This window comes from Stenotrophomonas maltophilia (assembly GCF_047782825.1).
In the GTDB taxonomy this organism is placed as follows: domain Bacteria; phylum Pseudomonadota; class Gammaproteobacteria; order Xanthomonadales; family Xanthomonadaceae; genus Stenotrophomonas.
On sequence record NZ_CP180589.1, the window covers coordinates 4,610,354 to 4,633,118 of the forward strand.

The 22,765-nt window shown below is 68.7% G+C and carries 19 protein-coding genes; 5 read left to right on the forward strand and 14 right to left on the reverse strand.

Annotation, left to right across the window (positions count from 1 at the left end):
- Positions 1-27: 27 nt before the first annotated feature.
- Positions 28-2,592 (reverse strand): bifunctional lysylphosphatidylglycerol flippase/synthetase MprF, encoded by a 2,565-nt coding sequence (mprF, locus tag ACM2ZB_RS21075; protein ID WP_416056855.1) that lies wholly within the window; start codon positions 2,590-2,592, stop codon positions 28-30.
- 192 nt (positions 2,593-2,784) lie between these two features.
- On the opposite strand from mprF, the gene ACM2ZB_RS21080 reads away from it, so the two are divergent.
- On the forward strand, positions 2,785-3,132 hold the full coding sequence (locus tag ACM2ZB_RS21080; protein WP_313442627.1) for a RidA family protein: 348 nt from the start codon (positions 2,785-2,787) through the stop codon (positions 3,130-3,132).
- Positions 3,133-3,200: 68 nt separating this feature from the next.
- Here the strand turns inward: ACM2ZB_RS21080 and rnfB are convergent, their stop codons facing one another.
- The 9 genes from rnfB to ACM2ZB_RS21125 form a co-directional block, all read right to left on the reverse strand.
- Positions 3,201-3,614, reverse strand: coding sequence for an Rnf electron transport complex subunit RnfB (gene rnfB / locus ACM2ZB_RS21085; protein WP_416056856.1), 414 nt, complete (start codon positions 3,612-3,614; stop codon positions 3,201-3,203).
- Between the two features lie 25 nt (positions 3,615-3,639).
- On the reverse strand, positions 3,640-4,230 hold the full coding sequence (locus ACM2ZB_RS21090; RefSeq protein WP_313442656.1) for an HAD family hydrolase: 591 nt from the start codon (positions 4,228-4,230) through the stop codon (positions 3,640-3,642).
- A 76-nt stretch (positions 4,231-4,306) separates the two neighbouring features.
- Positions 4,307-6,388, reverse strand: coding sequence for a methionine--tRNA ligase (gene metG / locus ACM2ZB_RS21095; RefSeq protein ID WP_416056857.1), 2,082 nt, complete (start codon positions 6,386-6,388; stop codon positions 4,307-4,309).
- A gap of 102 nt (positions 6,389-6,490) precedes the next feature.
- Positions 6,491-6,940: a DUF2147 domain-containing protein gene (locus ACM2ZB_RS21100; protein ID WP_416056858.1), complete on the reverse strand. Its 450-nt coding sequence runs from the start codon at positions 6,938-6,940 to the stop codon at positions 6,491-6,493.
- Positions 6,941-7,239: 299 nt separating this feature from the next.
- Positions 7,240-7,641, reverse strand: a complete 402-nt coding sequence (locus ACM2ZB_RS21105) for a VOC family protein (RefSeq protein WP_416056859.1) — start codon at positions 7,639-7,641, stop codon at positions 7,240-7,242.
- Positions 7,638-8,708 (reverse strand): serine hydrolase domain-containing protein, encoded by a 1,071-nt coding sequence (locus ACM2ZB_RS21110; RefSeq protein ID WP_416056860.1) that lies wholly within the window; start codon positions 8,706-8,708, stop codon positions 7,638-7,640. Before ACM2ZB_RS21110 ends, ACM2ZB_RS21105 begins: the two co-directional genes overlap by 4 nt.
- Before the next feature lie 16 nt (positions 8,709-8,724).
- Positions 8,725-10,659: a DUF885 domain-containing protein gene (locus ACM2ZB_RS21115; protein ID WP_416056861.1), complete on the reverse strand. Its 1,935-nt coding sequence runs from the start codon at positions 10,657-10,659 to the stop codon at positions 8,725-8,727.
- A 94-nt stretch (positions 10,660-10,753) separates the two neighbouring features.
- Positions 10,754-11,548, reverse strand: a complete 795-nt coding sequence (locus ACM2ZB_RS21120; protein ID WP_416056862.1) for a queuosine precursor transporter — start codon at positions 11,546-11,548, stop codon at positions 10,754-10,756.
- A complete protein-coding gene (locus ACM2ZB_RS21125) occupies positions 11,545-12,228 on the reverse strand; it encodes a DUF502 domain-containing protein (protein ID WP_313442610.1) in 684 nt (227 codons plus the stop codon). The genes ACM2ZB_RS21120 and ACM2ZB_RS21125 overlap by 4 nt, the downstream gene beginning before the upstream one ends.
- A 75-nt stretch (positions 12,229-12,303) precedes the next feature.
- Between ACM2ZB_RS21125 and ACM2ZB_RS21130 the strand changes: the two genes are divergently transcribed.
- Complete coding sequence (locus tag ACM2ZB_RS21130) at positions 12,304-13,581, forward strand: hypothetical protein (protein WP_416056863.1); 1,278 nt, start codon at positions 12,304-12,306, stop codon at positions 13,579-13,581.
- 1 nt (position 13,582) lies between these two features.
- On the opposite strand, the gene ACM2ZB_RS21135 is transcribed toward ACM2ZB_RS21130, so the two are convergent.
- Positions 13,583-14,047 carry a DUF4442 domain-containing protein gene (locus ACM2ZB_RS21135; protein WP_313442606.1) on the reverse strand — a complete coding sequence of 155 codons (465 nt, stop codon included), beginning with the start codon at positions 14,045-14,047 and terminating at the stop codon, positions 13,583-13,585.
- Positions 14,048-14,338: 291 nt separating this feature from the next.
- Between ACM2ZB_RS21135 and ACM2ZB_RS21140 the strand changes: the two genes are divergently transcribed.
- Positions 14,339-14,791, forward strand: a complete 453-nt coding sequence (locus tag ACM2ZB_RS21140; protein WP_416056864.1) for an REP-associated tyrosine transposase — start codon at positions 14,339-14,341, stop codon at positions 14,789-14,791.
- Positions 14,792-14,857: 66 nt separating this feature from the next.
- Here ACM2ZB_RS21140 and ACM2ZB_RS21145 read toward each other — a convergent pair whose 3' ends face one another.
- From ACM2ZB_RS21145 to trxA, 3 genes are all read right to left on the reverse strand, one after another.
- Positions 14,858-16,489 carry a CHASE2 domain-containing protein gene (locus tag ACM2ZB_RS21145; RefSeq protein WP_416056865.1) on the reverse strand — a complete coding sequence of 544 codons (1,632 nt, stop codon included), beginning with the start codon at positions 16,487-16,489 and terminating at the stop codon, positions 14,858-14,860.
- Entirely contained in the window at positions 16,486-18,156 is a 1,671-nt protein-coding gene (locus ACM2ZB_RS21150) for a FecR domain-containing protein (protein ID WP_416056866.1), read from the reverse strand. The genes ACM2ZB_RS21145 and ACM2ZB_RS21150 overlap by 4 nt, the downstream gene beginning before the upstream one ends.
- Positions 18,157-18,308: 152 nt before the next feature.
- Positions 18,309-19,169, reverse strand: coding sequence for a thioredoxin (trxA, locus tag ACM2ZB_RS21155; protein ID WP_313442600.1), 861 nt, complete (start codon positions 19,167-19,169; stop codon positions 18,309-18,311).
- A 162-nt stretch (positions 19,170-19,331) separates the two neighbouring features.
- Here trxA and ACM2ZB_RS21160 point away from each other — a divergent pair, with 162 nt between their 5' ends.
- Both ACM2ZB_RS21160 and leuS read left to right on the forward strand, forming a co-directional pair.
- Entirely contained in the window at positions 19,332-19,931 is a 600-nt protein-coding gene (locus ACM2ZB_RS21160) for a DUF998 domain-containing protein (RefSeq protein WP_416056867.1), read from the forward strand.
- A 105-nt stretch (positions 19,932-20,036) separates the two neighbouring features.
- Positions 20,037-22,679, forward strand: coding sequence for a leucine--tRNA ligase (gene leuS / locus ACM2ZB_RS21165; RefSeq protein ID WP_416056868.1), 2,643 nt, complete (start codon positions 20,037-20,039; stop codon positions 22,677-22,679).
- Positions 22,680-22,765: the final 86 nt, after the last annotated feature.

The following is a 22,765-nucleotide window of genomic DNA, read 5'->3' on the forward strand; positions in this document are numbered from 1 at the left end:
GGGCCATGCCCGGCGCCCCCCCCCCGATCACCCGCGCCGCGGATCCAGCGAGATCAATCGCGTGGCGTCCAGCAGCGCGGCCGGCAGGTGCATGCCGCCGGGGGCCGCCAGGTAGCGGGGGCGCCACTGCGGGTCGAACTTCGATTTGAAGCGGCGCAGGCCGCTGAATCCATAGAAGCGTTCGCCATGCCGTGCCAGCAGGCCTGCCAGCCGGTTCCAGCGCCCGGCCAGGCGATGCTGGGCCAGCCCGGACAGCGGTGCCATGCCCAGCGAGAAACGCGCATAGCCCTGTGCACGCCCCCACAGGAACAGTTCGATGAAGAGGAAATCCATCGTGCCCTTCGGCGCCTCGTTGACGTGGCGCATCAGGTCCACCGACAGCTCGGCGCCAGCAGGGGCCTGCCACAGGTTGGCGAAGGCCACGATCTGCCCTTCGGCTTCAACCAGGGCCACCGGGAAGCGCACCAGGTAATCGGGATCGTAGCTGCCCAGCGAGAAACCCTTTTCGTCGCCGGCCTTGTCATCCAGCCACGCGTTGGAAATGGCATGCAACCGCGGCAGCAGGCTGGGAATCTCTTCCACCGGCGCCACGCGGAACGACAGCCCGCTGCGCTTGCCGCGGTTCCAGGCCTGGCGCAGGTCGGCGCGTTCGCGCCCTTCCAGGCCGAAGTCGTGCAGCGGCACCATCGCTTCTTCGCCCAGCTTCACCAGCCCCAGGCCCAGGTCCAGGTAGGTCTGCCAGTAGGCTTCGCCCACCTGGTAGAACACCGGGCGCAGGCCCAGACGATCGGCTTCCTCGCGGAAGCGCCAGATCAGCGCGCGTGCGACGTCCGGCGGGCCCACCGGGTCGCCCATCGCGATCAGTGAGCCACCGTAGCGCTGCATCATCACGAAGCCCTGCTGCGCTTCATCGCGCAGCACCGCCTTGTCGGCGGTCAGCACCAGGCAGGCCTGGGTATCGGTGGCGCCAGCCAGCACCGGTGCCAGCGCCTGCAGCGTGGCATTGTCGGCGGCCGGCAACGGGCTGCGCGTGCTGTGCAGCAGGCGCGCCAGGCCGAACATGACCAGGGCGATGGCCACCACCAGCAACGCGCGCAGTGCACGCGGCGCATTGCCCGACACCGCGAACTGCCACCACAGCTCGTTCTGGTATTCGACATGGCTGTAGGTGAAGAACAGCAGCCAGGTGACCGCCACCAGCACCAGGCCGAGGTTGCGCAGCCACGGCCACGACCAGGCTTCATCCAGCAGCGCGCCCTGGCGGTAGAACTCGCGGCGGGCGGCCCACAGTGCCATCGCCACCAGCAGCGCGGACACGGCGATGAGCGGCTGCCCACCGCGCAGCCACAGCGGCAGTGGTGTGATCACGCACACGGCCATGGCCAGCATCCATGCGGCATGGCTGCGCCGGGCCAGGCCCTGGCCGATCAGCAGCAGGGCTACGCCCCCCAGGCTGCCGATCAGGTGCGAGGTTTCCAGGATCGGCAGCGAGGCGTTCAGCAGATGGCGACGTGGGGTGGGCAGGGTGCCGTCGATGACCAGCGCGGCACCGATGCTGAAGGCGGCCAGCGCGATGATCTGCGGCAGCCACGGGCGCAGTGCGTGCCAGCCGGCACGGGTGGCGCCGGCACTGGCCTGCAGCGGCTGCCGCAGCGCCGGCGCCAGGGCCAGCAGGGTCGCCAGCAGCAGCGGCAGCACGTAATAGGTAACGCGGTAGATCAGCGCGGCGGCGAGCACGGCGGCCGGTGCCACCTGCGGCAGCAGCTTCAGCAGGCTCCACTCGAACACGCCCAGGCCCGCCGGCACCGTGGACACCAGGCCGGCCAGCACGGCCACCAGATAAAGACCGACGAAGCCAGGCAGGCCGGTGGGCGTGGAATCGGGCAGCAGCACGTAGAACGCGGCACTGGCCAGCACCAGCTCGACCACGCTGAGCGCGGTGACGCCCAGCATGGTGCGGCGATCAGGCAGCCACAGGCCGTGGCCGAAGATGTTGAACTGGCGACCTTCACGGCCAACCAGCAGCACGGTGGCCGCATAGGCCAGCAGGGCCACGATGCCGACCACGCGCACCGCAGCCGGGTCCAACGGCAGGGCCAGCGCAGCGGCGGCCGGTTCCATGCACAGCGCAATGCCGATCAGCAGCCAGGCGCCGAAGATGAAGCCCAGCGTGCTCATCAGCACCACCTGGCCGATCTGGGCCAGATCCAGGCCCGCGCTGCGATAGCCGCGCAGGCGCACCGCACCGCCGGTCAGGGCCGCAAAACCGACGGTCTGGCCCAGCGTGTGGGCGAGGAAGGCGGTGATGCCCACGCGTGCGGGATGCACACGGATGCCGCTGCGGCGCAGGCCGATGGCATCGAAGCCGATCAGGCAGGCGTAGCTGGCCAGGCCGAGCAGGACGGTCAGTGCGATCTGCGCGCCGGTGAGGTTGTGGAAGGCCTCGCGGATGGCGCGGTAGCCATGCTCGTCGAATTCATTGGCCAGGCCGTGCAGGGCCAGTGCCAGGATCAGCAGCGGGATGACGATGGTCAGGACCCGCTTCCAGGCTGGCGTGGAGGAAGCGGTGGCGGGGTCGGGGGCTTGGGTCATCGGCGCAAGGGTGCGTCAGCTGGGGCGAGGGTGGTGTCAACGTGAACGTGGCGCATCGTGCGCCTGTCGCCGGCATTTGACCAGCACCGGCGCTGTGCGGCGATTGGCGGCATTGAACAACCGCGACCGGTACACATTTCCGGCCCGCGCTGGGTGAGAATGAAGGCCTGTCCACCCGCAGGAGCCACGCCCATGATGGAGCGTTACGACGTCGGACCGCGCATGTCCGAGATGACCGTTCACAACAAGGTCGCCTACCTTTCCGGCCAGATTCCGGAAGACACCAGCCAGGACATCACCGGGCAGACCCGGCAGGTGCTGGCGGAGATCGACAAACTGCTGGCGCTGGTGGCCAGTGATCGCCAGCACGTACTGCGCGCAGAGGTGTTCCTCGCCGACATTGCCGATTTCGATGGCATGAACAAGGCGTGGGATGAGTGGGTGGTGGACGGTGCGACGCCGGCCCGTGCGACGTTCGAGGCGAAGCTGGCGCATGCCGAGTGGAAGGTCGAGATCGTGATCACGGCGGCGGTGCCGTAAGCCGGGATTGCATGAAGCGGGGTCAGAGCCCTTTCCTCTGGAAAGGGATCCGACCCCGGCACAGGCCGTTACAGCTGCACCAGGTCGATGCAGTCCACCGGGCACGGCGGGATGCACAGCTCGCAGCCGGTGCACAGATCGGCAATCACCGTGTGCATGTACTTGGCGCCGCCGACGATGGCGTCCACGGGGCAGGCCTGGATGCATTTGGTGCAACCGATGCAGTCGGCTTCAATGATGACGGCGACCTGTGCGGCCTTGTGTTCGCCGCGCATGCGGTCGAACGGCACGGCGGGTACGCCCAGCACCTGGGCCAGGGCCCGCGCGCCGGCATCGCCCCCCGGCGGGCAGCGGTCCACGCCAACTTCACCGCGCGCCATGGCCTGCGCATACGGGCGGCAGCCGTCGTAACCGCATTGCCCGCATTGGGTCTGCGGCAGCAAGCGGTCCAGGCGTTCGGTCAGGGGCGGGATCAGGCTCATGCGTGGCGAAGGCTGCGCGTTGGAATCACTTCAGGGGTTTTCCGCGGTACCAGCGCTCATGGGCGAGGGCCAGCATCGGGCGGTCTTCGTAACTGTCGCCGTAGGCGTGGATGCGCAGGTAGCGCGACAGATCGAACTGGCGGCGGATGTGCTCGACCTTGCGCGGGCCGCAGTCGCCGCCCGCGTAGCGCCCGGTCAGGCGGCCATCCTGGCTTTCCAGTCGGTTGCAGATCAGCTGCAGGCCCAGTTGTTCGCACCACGGCCGCAGGTACAGGTCCAGCGAACCGGACACGATCACCACGGTGTGCTGCTGCTCCTTGTGCCAGCGGATCTGCTCCAGCATTTCCGGTCGGATCACATCGGGCAGGAACTCGCGGGCAAAGCCGGTGGCCAGCGTGGTGATGTCATCGGCGTGGCGTTCGCTGAATGTCAGCCGGGTCACCCGCGCGCGGATGCGTTCGGCTGAAATGATCCGCAGGCGGTAGGCCAGCAGCCAGGGGCCGACCTTCCACCACGCGCGCGCCAGCTGTTCGGGCGTGGCCACGCGGCGCAGGAAGCGGCCATAGGTATCGCAGGTGGTGACGGTGTGGTCGAAATCGAACAGCGCCAGCTCCATCCTGCTCTCTCCCATGGCGATGCCTTCCGTGGCGGTCTGCGTGGAGGGGCGCGGCGGTGACCGCGCCCACAAGGCATCAGCGGACCGGCATGCCCGGCAGTGCGCCGCTGTCGGCGTCCAGCAGCGCCAGTGCGCCGCCGTCGAAACCGGCCGACAGGATCATGCCTTCGCTCAGGCCGAAGCGCATCTTGCGCGGGGCCAGGTTGGCGATGAACACCACGCTGCGGCCGACCAGAGCTTCCGGTTCGCCGTAGCTGCCGCGGATGCCGGAGAATATCTGGCGCTTGCCCAGGTCGCCGGCGTCCAGTTCGAAGCGCAGCAGCTTGTCCGAGCCTTCCACGAACTCGCACACCAGCACCTTGCCGATGCGCAGATCGAGCTTGGCGAAATCATCGATGCCGATGGTGGCCGGTGCGTCGGCGCTGTTCGCTGCGTCCTTGGCCGGGGCCGGGGCGGCCGGCTTGGCGGCTTCGGTCTTCGCGGCAGGGGCGGCAGCGGCGGCCGGCTGCAGGGTGTCCTTGGAGGCGTCGATCATGGCGTCAATCTTCTTCGGGTCGATACGGGTGAACAGCGGGGTGTATTCGGCAATGCGGTGGCCCAGCAGCGGCTGTGCCAGTGCGGTCCAGTCATTCACCGGTGCGGCCAGGAAGGCCTCGGCCTGCACGGCGGTGGCCGGCAGCACCGGCTTCAGTGCGGTGACCAGCACGCGGAACAGGTTCAGGCCCTGGCTGCACACTGCCTGCAGCTGCGCGTCGGCGCCTTCCTGCTTGGCGATGACCCACGGCTTGACCTCGTCGATGTAGCGGTTGGCTTCGTCGGCCAGGGTCATGGTCAGGCGGATGGCGGCGGCCGGGTCGTTGCGCTCGTAGGCTTCACGGATCGGTGCCAGGCCATCGACGAAGCGCTGGTACTGCGCGGCGTCGGGCAGCTGTGCGGCCAGCAGGCCGTCGAAGCGCTTGCTGATGAAGCCGGCGCAGCGGCTGGCCAGGTTGACGAACTTGCCGACCAGGTCGGCATTCACGCGCGCCACGAAGTCGCCCAGGTTCAGGTCGAGGTCGTCCACGCCGCCGCTGGTCTTGGCCGCGTAGTAGTAACGCAGGGCTTCCGGCTCCAGGCCGGCGTCGAGGAAGGTGCGCGCCATCACGAAGGTGCCGCGCGACTTGCTCATCTTCGCGCCGTCGACCATCAGGTAGCCGTTGACGTGCAGGCGGGTCGGCGCGCGGTGGCCGGTACCGTTCAGCACCGCCGGCCAGAACAGGCCGTGGAAGTTGACGATGTCCTTGCCGATGAAGTGGTGCAGTTCGGTGCTGGTGCCTTCGCGCAGGTGCGATTCGAAGTCTTCGCCGAGCTTGCCGCACAGGGTCTGGAAGCTGGACAGGTAGCCGATCGGCGCGTCCAGCCAGACGTAGAAGTACTTGCCCGGCTGGCCCGGGATCTCGAAACCGAAGTATGGCGCATCGCGCGAGATGTCCCATGCGCGCAGGCCGCCGTCAGCGTCCAGCCATTCCATCAGCTTGGCTTTCACACCCGGCAGGGCGACGTCGCCGGCCAGCCAGGTGCGCAGGAAGCCTTCGAAACGGCCGACCTCGAAGAAGAAATGTTCCGAATCGCGGATCTCCGGCGTGGCGCCGGAGATCACCGACTTCGGATCCTTCAGGTCGGTCGGGTTGTAGGTGGCGCCGCAGACTTCGCAGTTGTCGCCGTACTGGTCGGCGCTGCCGCAGTTCGGGCAGATGCCCTTGATGTAGCGGTCGGGCAGGAACATGCCCTTGGCCGGGTCGTAGAACTGCGCCACCGAGCGACGGCTGATGTGGCCGGCCGCTTCCAGCTTCAGGTAGAACTGCTCGGTCAGCGCCTTGTTGGCCGCCGAATTGGTCGAGTCGTAGTGGTCGAAGGCCACGCCGAAGGCGGCGAAGTCGCGCTCATGGCCGGCCTGGATGTTGGCGATGAAGGCTTCCGGGGTGACCCCGGCCTTTTCCGCCGCCAGCATGATCGGCGTGCCGTGGGTGTCGTCGGCGCAGACGAACCAGGCCTTGCCGCCGCTCATTCGCCGCGCGCGCACCCAGATGTCAGCCTGGATGTAGCCGACCAGATGGCCCAGGTGCAGGGGGCCGTTGGCGTAGGGCAGGGCGGTGGTGACGAGCGCGGTACGGGTCATGGTCGCGGGGTGCAGCCGAGGGGAACCGCAGATTATCGCATGCCTGCAACGAGGTGACCCGGCCGGGGCCGGGTCACGGAGGTGCTGCGCTGGCCGGAGGCGTTACTCGCGGACCCAGGTCTGGGTGCGGCAGATGAAGGCGATGCAGCCGGACACGTCCAGCTTGCCGCCGCCCGGCTGCAGTTCCAGCTTGGACTTGTAGGTCTTGCCGTTGGCCGGGTCGAGGATGGTGCCGCCGGACCACTTGCTGTGGCTGCCCTTGTCCTGCGACAGGTTCCACAGGATGGTCATGCCCTTCACCGGCTTGTTCTTGTTGGCGCCTTCGCAGCCGTCGCAGATCGGATTGGGACCCTTGTCCGAGTGCAGGATCTCGACCACCTTGCCGGTCAGCGCGCCGTTGGCGGCCTGGCTGATCTCGACGATCGACTTCACCTTGCCGGTCTTGTCGTCGATGGTCTTCCAGCGGCCGGCGGCGCTGTCGGCGGCTTGGGCCGACAGGGCGGCCAGGCACAGCGGCAGTGCCAGCAACAGGGTCTTGAAGGTCTTGCGCATGGTCCCCTCCCAGGGTTCATTCCGGCACGTTGCCGGTACAGGGCGACTGTATACCCATTCGGCGGGGTATGGGGAAGGGGGGGGGCTTTGCAGGGCTTGCAGCCCTGCACCTGCAGAAGCAACAGCAAGAGCAACAGCAACAGCGGGCTTTCCGTGGGATGGCGGGGCGGTGTGGGCTTGCAGGACACGCCGTAAACCCGTCCATGGCGCCTGCGGTCCTGCAAGCCCACACCGCCCCACCTCTGACAGTTTCCCGCTGCCCATGGTGGGTGCCGACCGTTGGTCGGCACGGGGCCGGATCAACCGACTTGGTACAGCTCCAGCGGCAGGTCGTCGGGGTCGGCGAAGAAGGTGAAGCGGGCGCCGGTGTATTCGTCCACGCGGATGGGTTCGCAGGCCACGCCGTGGTCGGCCAGGCGCTGGATGAACGGTTCCAGCTTGGCGACGCGGAAGGCGAGGTGGCGCAGGCCCTGGGCCTCGGGGCGGCTGGGGCGTGGGGGCGGGGCGGGGAAGGAGAACAGCTCCAGCTGGCCTCCGTCGGGCAGGGCCAGGTCCAGCTTCCACGAATCACGCGCGGGGCGGTGGTTCTCCGCCAGTACGCGCAGGCCAAGAATGCGCACGTAGAAGTCCCTGGAGCGGGTGTAATCGCTGCAGATCAGTGCGGCGTGATGGATGCCCAGCAGGGCGGTGGGGTCGTTCATTGCAGGGTGTCCAGCCAGCGCTGGGCGATCTTCAGCGCCAGCGGATAGGGTTCAGGGGCGTTGCGGTTGCTCAGCACGATCACGGTCAGGTGCTTGTCGGGATAGCGCAGGATGACGTTGCGGAAGCCGATGCTTTCGCCGCTGTGCCATTGCGCGCGACCGTTCAGGCGCCAGCCGAAACCGTAGTGCGGTACGTCCGGCTCGGGCGTGGCGGTGGCCGGGCTGAACATCGCCCGCCGCGATGCCGCCGACAACAGGCGGTTGTCGTACAGCGCGGCGTCCCAGCGGGCCAGGTCGTCCAGCGAGGCATAGATGCCGCCGTCGCCCAGCACGGCGCTGGTGGTGCTCTGGTCGGTGCGTTGCCAGTGCCCGTCGATCCAGCTGTAGCCGTAGGCGCGCGCGGCGATGGCGTCCACGCCGTCCTGGTGGGCCACGCTATGGGCCATGCCCAGCGGGGCGAAGATGCGCTGCTGCAGGAAGCTTGCGTAATCGATGCCCGAGGCGCGTTCCACAATCAGTGCCAGCAGCGCATAACCGCTGTTGCTGTAGCGGTACCGCGTACCAGGGGTGAAGTTCACGCGGTCCTGCCGCGCCAGCAGGGCCAGTACGTCAGCGTCGTGCACCTGGCGGGTGTCGGCCGGGTCCATCAGGTCTTCGTAATCCAACAGGCCGCTGGTGTGGGACAGCAGCTGGCGCAGGGTGATGGTTGCAGCGGCAGGGGGCAGTTCGGGCAGCCAGCGGTGGGCGGGCTGGTCCAGTGCCAGGCGGCCGTCCTCCACCAGCAGCAGCACCGCTGCGGCGGTGAACTGCTTGCTGATCGAGGCCAGGCGGAAATTGCTGGCTGCGGTGACGGCGGTGGCATCTTCGACCACGGCCAGGCCGTAGCCGCGGCGGAACACCGGCCGGCCGTCGAGCAGCACCAGCACGGCGGCACCCGGTACCTGGCCATCGTAGGCCTGCATCAGGCCGTCAATGCCGGTGTCGGGTGGTGCGACCGCTGCCGCCGCCGAAGCGGTCGGCGGCAGCAGGGCCAGCAGTGCGGCGAACAGGGCAGGGGCGGCGCGCATGCTGGCCCGGCAGCGGTCAGGGTGCCGGCGTGGCCGCTGCGGCCGGCTGCGCCAGCCAGCGCTCGACCTTGTGGTCCAGCACGTCCAGCGGCATCGAGCCGTCCTTCAGCACTTCGGCATGGAAGCGGCGCAGATCGAACGCGGCGCCCTGGCTGGCCTTGGCCTTGTCACGCAGGGCGATGATGCGGGTCAGGCCGGCCACGTTGGACAGCGCTTGGCCGGGCTGGGCCATGATCCGTTCCACTTCCGCGTTGGCATCGTCGGCGCTCATGTCCACCGACTTCTGCAGGTAGCTCACCGCCTGCTGCTTGCTCCAGCCCTGTGCATGCACGCCGGTGTCGGCCACCACGCGGGCGGCGCGCACCAGGCGCGAATAGAGGTAGCCGATGCGGTCGTAGGGATCGTTGTAGGCGCCCAGTTCCTCGCCCAGGGTTTCGGCATACAGGCCCCAGCCTTCGATGAAGGCGACGTCGCCACCCTGGCGGCGGAAGCGCGGCAGCTTGGCCAGCTCCTGCTGCAGGCCCAGCTGCACGTGGTGGCCGGGAATGCCTTCATGCAGGTATTGCACCGGCACGCTCCAGCGCTTGCGGCTGGGCAGGTCGCGGGTGTTCACCGCCAGCACGCCCGGCTGGTTTGCCGGGCCGGGCTGATACGCGGCGGCTGCGGCGGTCATCGCGCGCTCGGGGTCCACCGCGCGGATCTCCAGCGTGGCCTTGGGCAGCGTGTCCAGCACCTGCGGCAGGCGCATGGAGACCTGCTGCTGCACCTGGCGGTAGCGGTTGAGCAGGGCTTCGCCATCGCCGTACTGGAACTGGCGGTCGCTGCGCATGCTCTTCAGCAGCTTGCTCTGCGAACCGCGCAACTTGTTGTCCTTCATCACGGCGGCAATCTGCGCGCTCAGTTCCTGCACGCGCTGTTCGCCCAGGGCATGCAGCTGCGCGGGCGTCTGGTCGCTGGCGGTGGTCTGCACGATCAGGTTGGCGTACCAGTCCTGGCCGTTGGGCAGGCCGCCCAGGCCGCTGCTGGCACGGGTGGCCGGCAGGTATTCGGTGGCGATGAAGCCGCGCAGGGCACGGTAGGCCGGCATGATGCGCAGTTCGATCATGCGCTTGTATTCAGCGCTGATGCGCGCCTTTTCCTCGGCCGGGATATCGCTGGGCATGGTGCGGATCGGCGACCAGAAGATGCTCTCTTCGGCGCTGGGGGTGATCACCGCATCCAGCTGCGGCAGCACCTTTTCCATCAGGTCGCGCGGCTGCACCACGCCGGCCTTCATGCCCTGGCGCATGTTGTCGATGGCCTGGTTGAACAGGTCGGGGATGCCCAGCGAACGGCGTGACCAGGTGTCGTAGTCCTTCACCGTGTTGAAGGGCTGCGCACCGGCGCCGGCGCCGAGAATCGCCATGATGCTGCCGATGTTGTAGTACTGGCTGATCGGCATCATCCAGCTGGGGTAGCGCTCTGCGGCCAGCGAGGCGCGGGCATCGCGCACGAAGATCTCGTAGCTGAGCAGGTCCTGGCCCTGCAGGCCGTCACTGCCGACCTTCTCGACCTTGCCCAGCCATTCGGTCGTGAAGTCGTGCGACTGCTGGCGCCAGGCGGCGGACAGGATGTTGGGCAGCTGGTCGTTGTAGCGGGTATCGCCCTGGAAGGTGGCCTGCAGCGGGTTCAACCGCATCGAGGCTTCCCAGTATTCGTCGTACAGGCGCTCCAGCTGCACCTGCTTGGGTACGGCGCGGGCCGGGGCGACCGGACGGGCGGCGGCGCGGCGTGCAGTGCTGCCACGTGCCGGCGTGGCACGCGCGGGCCTGGCCTTCGGCTTGGCGGCCTGCCGGGTCTGCGCGGCGGCGGGGCGGCTGGCCTTCTTCTTCGCTGCTTCGGCCGACGGCACGGCACTGAATAGGAACAACGCGGCGATGGCGGCGGCCAGGGCGCGGGTGGGATACGGCATCAGGAGCTTCCGTGGAACACAGACCGTGGAGCTTGCACGATCCGCGCGCGTACGGCCAGCGTGAAGGCGCAGTCAGCTTGCCGGCGCTGGGGGTTCAGTCAGCCGCAGCGGCGGCGCGCAGATCGGCCGCGCGCTGTTCGCCCAGGTAGCGGGTGATTGCACGCCGCATCAGGTACAGCAAGGGGATCAGGGCAATGGCGAAGGCCATCTTGTACACGTAATTGACGCTGCTGACGGCCAGGAACAGCGAGGTCGGCCATTTCTGCGGGCCCAGCACGAAAGCGATCCAGATCACCACGAAGCTGTCCACCAGCTGCGACACGGCGGTCGAGCCGGTGGCGCGCAGCCACACGTGGCGTTCGCCGGTGGCCTGGCGGATGCGATGGAACACCGCCACATCGATCAGCTGGCCGACCAGGAAGGCCACCAGTGAACCGGCGATGGTCCACATGCCTTGGCCGAATACCGCCGCGAACGCCGCCTGGTAATCCGGCACGCCGTGCGCATCCATCGAGGTGACCCACCAGCTGGCCGGGGCCAGCGAGATGGCCGCGAACGCGAACAGGAAGCCGTAGCCGATCAGCACCACCGCCAGCCACGAGATGAAACGCACCCCGCGCTTGCCGAAGAACTCGTTGATGGTGTCGGTCATGATGAACACCACCGGCCACAGCAGCGTACCGGCGGTGAAGCTGAGCGAGCCGGTCTGGCCGAACAGGTTCCAGTTCAGCGGGTCGATGCCGAGGGTGTCTTCCAGGGCGAAGATCTTCACCCCGATCAGTTCGGCCAGCACCGCGTTGCCGCAGAAGAACGCAGCCAGCACGATGAACAACAGGACCGCACGGTCCTGCAGTGGCCGCGCGTGCGGCGTGGCCGGGGTGCCGGTCACTCGGCGCGTTCGCCGGCGCGGGTGAACGGCACGCTGGCCGGAGCCACCGCACCACCGGAAATGATGAAGCTCATCGCCTGGTCGACGGTCCAGTCGGTGGGGGTGAGCAGTTCCACCGGCACGATTTCCAGGTAACCCGAGGTCGGGTTGGGGGTGGTCGGCACATACACCGCAGCCAGTTCGCGGTCGGTGCCCTGTTCCTTGATGACCCGGGTGACCAGGCCGACCGACTTCATGTCACGGTGCGGGAAGTCGATCAGCACCACGCGCTGGGTGCTGCCCGGTTCGGTCTGCAGCATGTCCAGCAGCTTCTTGGCGCTGTCGTAGATGATGCTGGCCAGCGGAATGCGCTTGATGATGGCGCCGACCCAGCGCAGCAGGCGCTGGCCGACCACGCGGCGGCTGGCAACGCCCACGGCCAGGATCACCAGCAGGGTGGCCAGCAGGGCGATGGTGTCCTGGATCCACTCGGCGCGGACCCAGCCCAGGTAATGCGGGAAACTGGTCGCGATCTGTTCGGACAGCGGCACCACCAGCGGGCTGGAAATGCCCGACAGCAGCACGAACACGAACTTGACCACGACCCAGGTCAGCCAGATCGGCAGCAGGGTCAGCAGGCCGGTCAGGAACAGGCGCTGCAGGGAGGGGCGGGGAACCAGGGTGGGGGCTTCGAGCGACATGGGCGCATTGTAGCGGTCGCTGGCGCTGGATTACGCTGCTGCGCTGGACGGTGGGGCCGACAGGGAAGGGATGCTGTGTTGAGGATTCTGCGCGGATTGGGGTGGGGCCTGCTCGGCCTGGTTGCAGTGGGAGTGCTGGCGTGGACGGTGTCGCGGCTGTGGCCGCTGCCGGCTGCCCAGCGCGAGCAGGTGCGCCTGCTGGAAGACGTGCGGCCGCTGCAGGGAAAGAATGATTTCGCGTTGCTGTGGACGCTGCCCTTCGAGGGGCTGGACCCGGCCCAACGCGAGGCTGCGCTGGCCGAGGATGTGCGGCGCTGGCAGGCGCGCACCGCGCCGGACATGGACATTTCGGTGCTGGCCGCCGATCACCCGGCGGTGAAGGTGGACAACCAGGGCTACTGCCGGTCCACCGGCGAGAGCTGCCTGGCCAGGGTGCGCGCGGAGACTTCGCGGTTCCGTGCCGCGCACGCCGGACATGACGGCCTGCATGAACGCCTGGATGCGCTGGCGAACGGTGATCGTTTCGATAGCCCGTTCACGCCCGACGGTGCCTCCGGACTCTTCCCGATGCCGCGCTACCAGACCCTGATGGATGGCAGCGGTGCGCATGCGCTGGCCTTCGTGCAGGGCGATGTTCCTGCCGCGCTGGCTGGCAGCTGCCGTTCGGTGCAGCTGGGCAGGCGCCTGATGCGCGATGGCAACACTCTCATCGACAGCATGATCGGCGCTGCGATGGTGCGCACCAACGCGCAGCTGCTGGCCGACATGCTGGCCGAGCTGCCGCCGGACCACGCGCTGCCGCCGGCCTGCGAACATGCGCTGCAGCCGATGGCCGCCGCCGAACAGAGCCTGTGCCGGGCCATGCAGGGCGAGTTCGCGTTGAACAGGAGCGCGATCGACAGCTCCCTGCAGGAGCGCTTCAGCAGCCTGATGCTGGACCGCGCGAAAACGCTGGGCCGGATCGCCACCCATTTCGGTTGGGCCTGCGGTGCGGGTTCCACTGCGGCGCTGGAGGCCGACCAGCCGGTCGCCACCTTCGTGGGCGAAGGCTGGGACATCGGCTGCCTGGCCAACGTGGTGGGCTGCACGCTGAGTGACATCTCCGGCCCGGCCTACCAGGACTACGCTGCGCGCAGCCAGGACACTGCGGCATGGCTGCGCCTGCTGGGCGCGCAGCGCTGGCTGCGGCAGCAGCCGGAAGGGCCGGCGCAGGCGCTGGCCCGGTTGCCGGCGCAATGGCGTTCGGCCACGCGCACACCGGTGCTGTCGGCCGATGGCACGCGCCTGCAGGTGCCACGGCGGAGCCGCAGCCTCGATGCCAAGGCCGACCCGATGTTGTCGGTGCCGTTGTAGCTCAGGCGGCGCTGCCGCGTGCGTGCGGCTTCAAGCGCACGTAGACCTGCTTGCGCACGCGTGCGACCACCTCACCGGCCGCGTCGACCACGTCGTTGCTGAACCAGCGCAGCACCTTTTCGCCGTTGGCCGCTTCGGCGCGCAGTTCATCCAGCACCGCCTCGTCGATATGGAAGGCGGTGCGCACGGTGCCGCGGCCGGGCTTGAGGAATTCGATGGCACCGGCCCGGTCCCACACGTAGTAGTCGCGGCCCAGGGTATGCAGCAGGCCCAGCATCCAGAACGGATCGGTCATGGCGAACAGGCTGCCGCCGAAATGGGTGCCCACGTAGTTGCGGTTCCACGGCCGCAGCCGCAGCTCCACCTCGATCTGACGGTAGTCCGGGGTGATGCGGGTGACATGGATGCCGGTGAACAGGAACGGCGGCCACAGGTTGATGCCGAGGCGGAAGGTGCTGGCTTTCATGCGGGGGCGGGGCGCAGGGGCGAGGCCTCGAGTCTAACCATTCGCATGCGTATGTTGAACCCCGCCCAAACCCGTAGCGTCGAGCTTGCCCACTGCCATAGCCGGGTCCCATGGCCGTAAAGTCGAGCTTGCTCGACTGCCATAACCGGGTCCCATGGTCGTAGAGTCGAGCTTGCTCGACTGCTCTGCGCACGGTGTCAGAAAAATCCAGTCGAGCAAGCTCGACTCTACGGACGGCAGATTCCGTCTTCCCCTAGAGCGGCCGACCTCAAGAGCAGCCACGCTGGGGGCATGCCCAGTCCCGCGCTTCTGCGTCACCGTGCCTCAACCGTCGGCCACTTCTACGTCATCACCAGCGTGGTGGCCGGCCGTCGCGCCGTCTTTGCAGACCCGGCCTGTGCAGAACTACTCATTTCACAGTTCAGAGGCAGTGACAGCAGGGGGCTGACCCGGTCATTTGCCTGGGTGGTCATGCCGGATCACTTTCATTGGGTCATGCAGTTGCGTGAAGGGACACTGGGCCGCTGCGTGCAGTCCCTGAAATCGCGGGCGGCGATTGCTCTCAATGCCCGGTTGGGCAGGCATCAGGCGGTCTGGCAGCGCGGCTACTACGATCACTGGATCCGTGACGAGCGCGATGTGCGCCATCAGGTCATGTATGTGTTGGGCAACCCGGTGCGAGCGGGGTTGGCCTGCCGGCTGGGGGATTATCCGCAGGGTTGGTGTTGTTGGCCGTTGTTGTAGCGAAGGTCAGTCGAGCAAGCTCGACTCTACGGCCAGACGATACGGGGCAATCGAGCAAGCTCGACGCTACGATGAGGGAGGGGCGTCGATCACATACCCGTCGCGGCCGTTGTCCTTGGCGCGGTACAGCGCGGCGTCGGCGCCTTCGACGAAATGGTGGGGCTGCAGGCTGCCGTCCGGCACGCGGGTGTAGACGCCGATGGTGAGGGTGATGGCCGCGCCGCTGCCGTCGCCCGGTGCGGGCAGGGCGCGGACGCAGGCAATCAGGTCCTCGACCACCTGGCGGGCGCCGTCGGCGGGGGTGTCCGGGAGCACCAGGGCGAACTCGTCGCCGCCGTAGCGGGCGGCCATGTCGCGCGGCCGCCGGGCATGGGCGTTGATCAGGCGCGCAACGTCGCCCAGCACGCGGTCACCCACCTGGTGGCCGTGGCGGTCGTTGTGGTGCTTGAAATGGTCCACGTCGATCAAGGCCAGGCTCAGCGGCTTGCCGCTGCGCCGGGCCGCATCGCACTCCTGCTGCAGCGACTGCTCGAAGCGCAGGCGGTTGCCCAGCCCGGTCAGGGCATCGCGGTTGGCCTGGCGGTGCCAGGCGGAGATCCGCCACAGCGCCCAGACCGTCAGCACCAGCAGCACGCCCAGCAGGGCGCTGGCCGGCGCCCACCACAGGCTGCCGCCGCGCAGCAGCAGCCAGCTGAGCAGGGGCGCAAGCGGCAGCGAGCACAGGGCGGCCACCCAGGGCAGTCGCAGGCCCAGCAGCACCACGCACAGCGCCACCATCAGCCCGGACAGCACGTCCTGCCAGCCGCGCGGCAGTACGTGGATCTGCTTGTCCTGCAGCAGCATCGAGGCGATGTTGGCCTGGTACTCGCTGCCACTCATCCAGTATTCGCGGGTGGTGGGGGTGAGTACGCGCAGGGCGATGCCGCTGGCGGTCATGCCCACCACGATGCGCCGGCCGTGCAGCAGCGAGGCATCGACCTGGCCATCGAGCACGTCAGCATAGGACACCTGCGGCAGGCGTTCGGGCGGGCCGACGTAGCGCACGCGCACGTAATCATCGCGACGCCACTGGTAGGGCGAATCCAGCTCGGGATCCGGGTCGGGCAGGCCATGCACGCGCTCGGGCGAGACGCCGGCCAGGGCCATGCCCAGCGCCGGCCAGTGCGCCTGGCCGATGCCGGCGCGCAGGTACACGCCGCGCGCCACGCCATCGCCGTCCACTTCCACATCGCTGTGACCGATGGCGGCGGCGCTGGCGGCAATCAGCGGAATCGGCAGCAGTTCTTCGGCCATGCGGTCGCCTGCGGCCGGCGCCGCCAGCACCGGCAGCACCACGCGGCCGTTGCGGCGGATTGCCGCTGCAAGTTCCGCGTCCTGGCGCGCGTCGCGGCGGTCCGGCTCGGACAGCATCAGGTCCAGCGCCACGCGTTCGGCGCCGGCATCGGTCAGCCGGTCCAGCAGGCGCGCGTGCACCGAACGCGGCCACGGCCACTGGCCGATGCGCTGCAGGCTGCCTTCATCGATGGCCACGATCAGCACGCTGGGGTCGGGACGGTAGTCCCAGTCGCCCACCATCAGGTCGTAGGCGGCTTCATCCTGCCGCCACAGCCACTGGCCATGGCTGGCCACGACCGTGCCGATGCCGGCCAGCAGGGCCAGCAGGATCCGTTGCGACCAGGGCAGGGGCGAGCGCCTCACAGCAGCAGCCAGAGCAGCAGGGCGCCACCGCCGGCGCCGTAGCACAGGCGGCAGGGCAGCTTGACCTGCTGGGCCGGCGAGAACGGGCCGGCGTGGCCGTCGTCATCGATGTACTGCACGCGGATGTGCAGGGTGCCGCTCCAGGGCCGCTTGAAGCTCACCTGCGGCTGGTCCAGCGTTTCATCGACCAGTGGAGCGCTGAAATCGCCGCGGCGGTCGACCTGCACGCGGTAACGCTGGCCAGCGCTGCCGGCCTGCCAGCGCAGGGTCAGTTCACCGTCGGCGGCTTCGGGCGGCAGCAGGGCCGGGTCGACCGGTTCGTCGGTCAGCTGCAGCGGCAGTGCTTGGCCATAAGGGCCCTGGTGGCCCTGGCCATCGCGCGAGGCCACGCGCCAGAAGTACTGGCCGGGCGGCAACGGCGTGGCCAGGCGCAGGTCGGTGCCGGTGGCGGCCTGTTCCTGCAGCGGCTGCAGGAACATCGGTTCATCGGCGATCTGCAGCACGCTGCTGCTGGCCCCCGGGGCCTGGCTCCAGCGGAACCGCGGGCGGTCGCTGTTGACCGCCTGGGCGTGCAGGGGCGAGACGGTCAGCGGCGGCGGGGGCTGGTCGCTCAACAGGAAATCGGCGCTGGCATCCAGGCCCTCCACGCCCTGCGCATCGACCGCGCGCAGCAGCAGGCGCAGGGCGCCGGCCGGCAGGTCGCCAATGGTCAGCCGGGTGTCGGCGGTAGTGGCAGCAAACAGCAGGATTTCCGGCGTGGCCGCCTGCACCACTTCAATCCGGTAATGGTCTGCACCGGCGACCGGCTCCCAGGCCAGCATCGACGGCAGCGGTGCCAGCCGGCTGGCATCGGCCAGCAGCCGCGGGGCCGGCAACAGGGTGGACGCCGCTTCGGGCGCTGCATCGGCGGTGCTGCTGCGGCTGGCCTGGCCCGGGCGCACCAGGCGCTGGCCATGCGTGTTGCCAACCTGCACCTTGCCTTCCAGTACTTCGGTGGCGCCGATCTGCGGGCTCCCACCCTGGGTGCTGCCGCCGGCACTTACCCGGAACACCGTGCCGCGCACGCTGCTGGTGGCCGAGGGCGCATCGATGATGTAACGCGAGGCGGGGCCGCGCGCCGGCGTGACACGGTTGCTGGCGCGGCCCTGCTGCAGGCGCATGCGGGTGTCGACCATGCCGGTATGGCCGTATCGGCTCAGCTGGTCCAGGCGCAGGCGCGAGTGCTCGCGCAGCTGCAGGCGCGAGGCATCGGCGAATTCGAGCGTGGCGCTGGCATCACCGGCGGTCTGCACGGTATCGCCGATGTGCAGCTGTTCACCGGCCTGCAGGGCGCGGTTGGCGCTGCCGTCAGCGGCGGCCAGTTCGACCTTGCCGCGTACCGCCAGTACCCGGGCCGGGGCCGGCTCCACCCGCAGCCAGCTGATCGGGAAACGCAGCAGCTGGCCGGGCGGCAGGCGGTAGGGGTTGTCGATGCGGTTGTGCTGCTGCAGCTGCTGCCACGGCACATCGGCTTTCAGGTACACCCCGCCCAGGTCCCACAGGGTGTCGCCGGGGCGGACCCGGTAGTTCCAGTCCTGCGAGGCGGCCACGCCCGGCAGCAGGGCCAGGGCGCACAGCAGTGCTGCGAAGAAGCGTGCGATGAAAGACGGTGAACGGCCTACGGTCACGGAATGCGGTCCCGGCTATGCGGGGGTGCAGCTGCAAGACCCCATGGCCCCGACCTCATCCCCCCGAACGGATCGTGGCGGCCGCACGGCCGCCACCGGGCGCATTATTGCCCGCGTTCAGTGCAGGGTTTCTGAACGAGTGCCGGTCACGTTCAGAACAGCAGCGAGGCCATCCTGCGGCGGTAGCGACCGACCAGGTCCTCGTCGGTGATGACGTTGAAGGCATCGATCAGCACTTTGCGCGGCAGCCCTTCGGCGAAGGTGCGGTCGATCCGCAGCATCTCCAGGAACTGTTCCAGCGCGGCCTCGTCGTGGCCGCCCAGCAGCAGCTGCACGCCGCGCAGGTGGCGGGCCTGCAGGTCTTTGCCATCGGCCGCGATGCGCGCGTCCAGGGCGTCAGCCGAGGGCGCATCCTTCAGCGCGGTGGCGAAGGCCAGGCGGGCGCGGGCGCGCACGGCGCGGTCATCGGTGGCCAGGTTGGCGGGCAGGGCGTCGATCAGCGTGCCGGCCTCGTCCACGCCACCCACCTGCAGCAGGGCCAGGGCCAGGTCCAGCTTCAGCTCGTCCTTGTCCGGCTCGGCGGCAATCTGCGCACGCAGCACGTCCACCTGCGCCTGCGGGTCCAGCGGCGCTTCGTCTTCGGCCACCGTGTCGCCGATGTCGGCCGGCACGATGCCGTGCTGGGCCAGGAACTCACGCAGCTGGCCTTCGGGGATGGCACCGGGGAAACCGTCCACCAGCTGGCCGCCCTTGACCAGGAACACGGTGGGCACCGAGCGGATCTGGAAGGCGGCGGCGATCTGCTGCTCGGCGTCGACATCGACCTTGGCCAGCTCGAAGGCGCCGTTGTACTCGGCCGCCAGCTTTTCCAGCATCGGGCCCAGGGTCTTGCACGGGCCGCACCAGGTTGCCCAGAAATCCACCAGCACCGGGGTCTGCAGCGACTTCTGCAGGACTTCGGCTTCGAAGGTCGCGGTGGTGGCGTCGAATACGTGTGTCGTCGTTTCGGTCATGGGGGAGGTATCGCCTGGAAACTGGAGACCGATTCTATGGTGTCGATCCGTGTCGGTCTCAACCCTGCGCTCACACCCGGCGGCCGTGTGCGCTGCGGGTTGGCGGCCCGCCTGCGGGGCGGCGACAATGCGCAGGTCATTCATTACAGGTGGAACGGCGCGATGTCCGTGCTCTGGCTTGATCGTTGGTTGGGGCTGCTGGCCGCCTTGCTGTTCGTGCTGGCCGTGGCCGGCTTCGGGGCCGGGCTGGACGGCTATGCGCAGGCCCGCCATCCGGTGGCCCTGCTGGGCGCGCAGGGCGTGCCGCATGCGCTGGCCTTCAACCTGCTGGGGCTGGTGCTGCCGGGGCTGCTGGCGGCCATCGTGGCCGAGCGCCTGCGCCGGCACCTGCCGGTGGGCGCGGGCTGGCCGGCACGGGTTGGCAGCCAGATGCTGGTGCTGGCGGGCCTGGCCTTTGCGGCCATGGGCCTGCTGCCGCTGGACGTGGACGACCTGCATGGGCGTGCCAGCCAGCTGCACGCCAGCGCCTGGATGATCTGGGTGCTGGGCTTCGTGGTCGGCACGCTGATGCTGGCGGCCGGCCGTCTGCGCGCGCCGCAGGGGCGGGCGCTGGGTGGGCTGGCCCTGGCCTGTGGCGTGCTGGCCGGCCTGGCCGCGTTCGTCCTGCAGGGCGCGCTGCCCGCGCCGACGGCGCAGCGGCTGGCCTTTGCCTGCTGGGCGGTCTGGCTGGCGGGCGTCCTGCCGCTGTCGCGCGCGCGCTGAGACCGGCGCCCGGCGACCGTCGTACGGGGCTTTGCGGGGCAGGATTGGAGACGTTTGCCGCACTGCGGTACGCTGTACCGCTTTGCCGCCGCATCCGCGTGTTCCATGACCAGCGCTGAACCCATCGCCTACGACCCGCAGCAGGTTGAATCCGCCGCCCAGAGCTTCTGGGACGCCACCCGTGCCTTCGAGGTCGACGAAACCTCGGACAAGCCGAAGTACTACTGCCTGTCGATGCTTCCGTACCCGTCCGGTGCGCTGCACATGGGCCACGTGCGCAACTACACGATCGGCGACGTGATCAGCCGCTACAAGCGCATGACCGGCCACAACGTGCTGCAGCCGATGGGCTGGGACGCGTTCGGGCTGCCGGCGGAAAACGCCGCGATCAAGAACAAGACCGCGCCGGCGGCGTGGACCTACAAGAACATCGACCACATGCGCACCCAGCTGAAGTCGCTGGGCTACGCCATCGACTGGTCGCGCGAGTTCGCCACCTGCCGCCCGGACTACTACGTCCACGAGCAGCGCATGTTCACCCGCTTGATGCGCAAGGGCCTGGCCTACCGCCGCAATGCGGTGGTGAACTGGGACCCGGTCGACCAGACCGTGCTGGCCAACGAGCAGGTGATCGACGGCCGCGGCTGGCGTTCCGGCGCGCTGGTGGAAAAGCGCGAGATCCCGCAGTGGTTCCTGCGCATCACCGATTACGCCCAGGAACTGCTGGACGGCCTGGACGAGCTGGACGGCTGGCCGGAATCGGTCAAGACCATGCAGCGCAACTGGATCGGCCGTTCCGAAGGCCTGGAAATCCAGTTCGACGTGCGTGACGTCGATGGCGGCGCGCTGGATCCGCTGCGCGTGTTCACCACCCGCCCGGACACGGTGATGGGCGTGACCTTCGTATCGATTGCCGCCGAGCACCCGCTGGCGCTGCACGCGGCGAAGAACAACCCGGAACTGGCTGCACTGCTGGCCGACCTGAAGCAGGGCGGCGTGTCCGAAGCCGAACTGGAAACCCAGGAAAAGCGCGGCATGGATACCGGCCTGCGCGCCATCCATCCGGTCACCGGCGAACAGGTGCCGGTGTGGGTCGCCAACTTCGTGCTGATGGGCTACGGCACCGGCGCGGTGATGGCCGTTCCCGGCCACGACCAGCGCGACAACGAGGTGGCCAACAAGTACGGTCTGCCGATCGTGCAGGTCATCGCCCTGAAGGATGCGCGCAACGACGATGAGCGCAGCTGGGACGCCACCCGCTGGCAGGACTGGTACAGCGACAAGAGCCGCCAGACCGAACTGGTCAACTCGGCCGAATTCGATGGCCTGGATTTCCAGGGCGCCTTCGAAGCGCTGGCCGAACGCTTCGAGCGCAAGGCCCAGGGCCAGCGCCGCGTGAACTACCGCCTGCGCGACTGGGGCGTGAGCCGCCAGCGTTACTGGGGCTGCCCGATTCCGGTGATCTACTGCGCCAAGTGCGGCGCGGTGCCGGTGCCGGAAGAACAGCTGCCGGTGGTGCTGCCGGAGGACGTGGCGTTCTCGGGCACCGGTTCGCCGATCAAGACCGACCCGGAATGGCGCAAGACCACCTGCCCGGACTGCGGCGGCGCGGCCGAGCGCGAGACCGACACCTTCGACACCTTCATGGAGTCGAGCTGGTACTACGCCCGCTACACCTCGCCGGGTGCCCGTGATGCCGTCGACAAGCGCGGCAACTACTGGCTGCCGGTGGACCAGTACATCGGTGGCATCGAGCACGCGATCCTGCACCTGATGTATTTCCGCTTCTACCACAAGCTGCTGCGTGACGCGCGGATGGTGGACAGCAACGAACCGGCGCGCAACCTGCTGTGCCAGGGCATGGTGATCGCCGAAACCTACTATCGCCCGAACCCGGATGGCTCGAAGGACTGGATCAACCCGGCCGACGTGGACGTGCAGCGCGACGAGCGCGGCCGCATCACCGGCGCCACGTTGATCGCCGACGGCCAGCCGGTGGTGGTCGGTGGCACCGAGAAGATGTCCAAGTCGAAGAACAACGGCGTGGACCCGCAGGCGATGGTCGGCAAGTACGGCGCCGACACCGTGCGCCTGTTCTCGATGTTCGCCGCGCCGCCGGAACAGTCGCTGGAGTGGAACGAAGCCGGCGTCGAAGGCATGGCCCGGTTCCTGCGCCGCCTGTGGGCACAGGTGCACAAGCACGCCGCTGAAGGTGTGGCCCCGGCGCTGGACGTATCCGCGCTGGACGCCAACCAGAAGGCGCTGCGCCGCAAGACCCACGAGACCATCGGCAAGGTGGGCGACGACTACGGCCGCCGCCACAGCTTCAACACCGCCATTGCCGCGGTGATGGAACTGATGAACGCGCTGGCCAAGTTCGACGATGCCAGCGAGCAGGGTCGTGCGGTGCGCCAGGAAGCGCTGCAGGCCGTGGTGCTGCTGCTCAACCCGATCACCCCGCACGCCAGCCACACCCTGTGGCAGGTGCTGGGCCATGGCCAGACCCTGCTGGAAGACCAGCCGTTCCCGCAGGCCGACAGCGGCGCGCTGGTGCGTGATGCGCTGACCCTGGCCGTGCAGGTCAACGGCAAGCTGCGTGGCACGATCGAGGTGGCTGCCGATGCCCCGCGCGAACAGGTCGAGGCACTGGCCCTGGCCGAGCCGAACACCGCCAAGTTCCTGGAAGGCCTGACGGTGCGCAAGATCATCATCGTCCCCGGCAAGATCGTGAACATCGTCGCTGCCTGATGCACCCGGCACCGGCCGCCGCCCTGGCGGCCGGTGCGTTGTCGCCATGCCACGGCCACGTGCCGATGGCCCTGCGTTCACGCGTC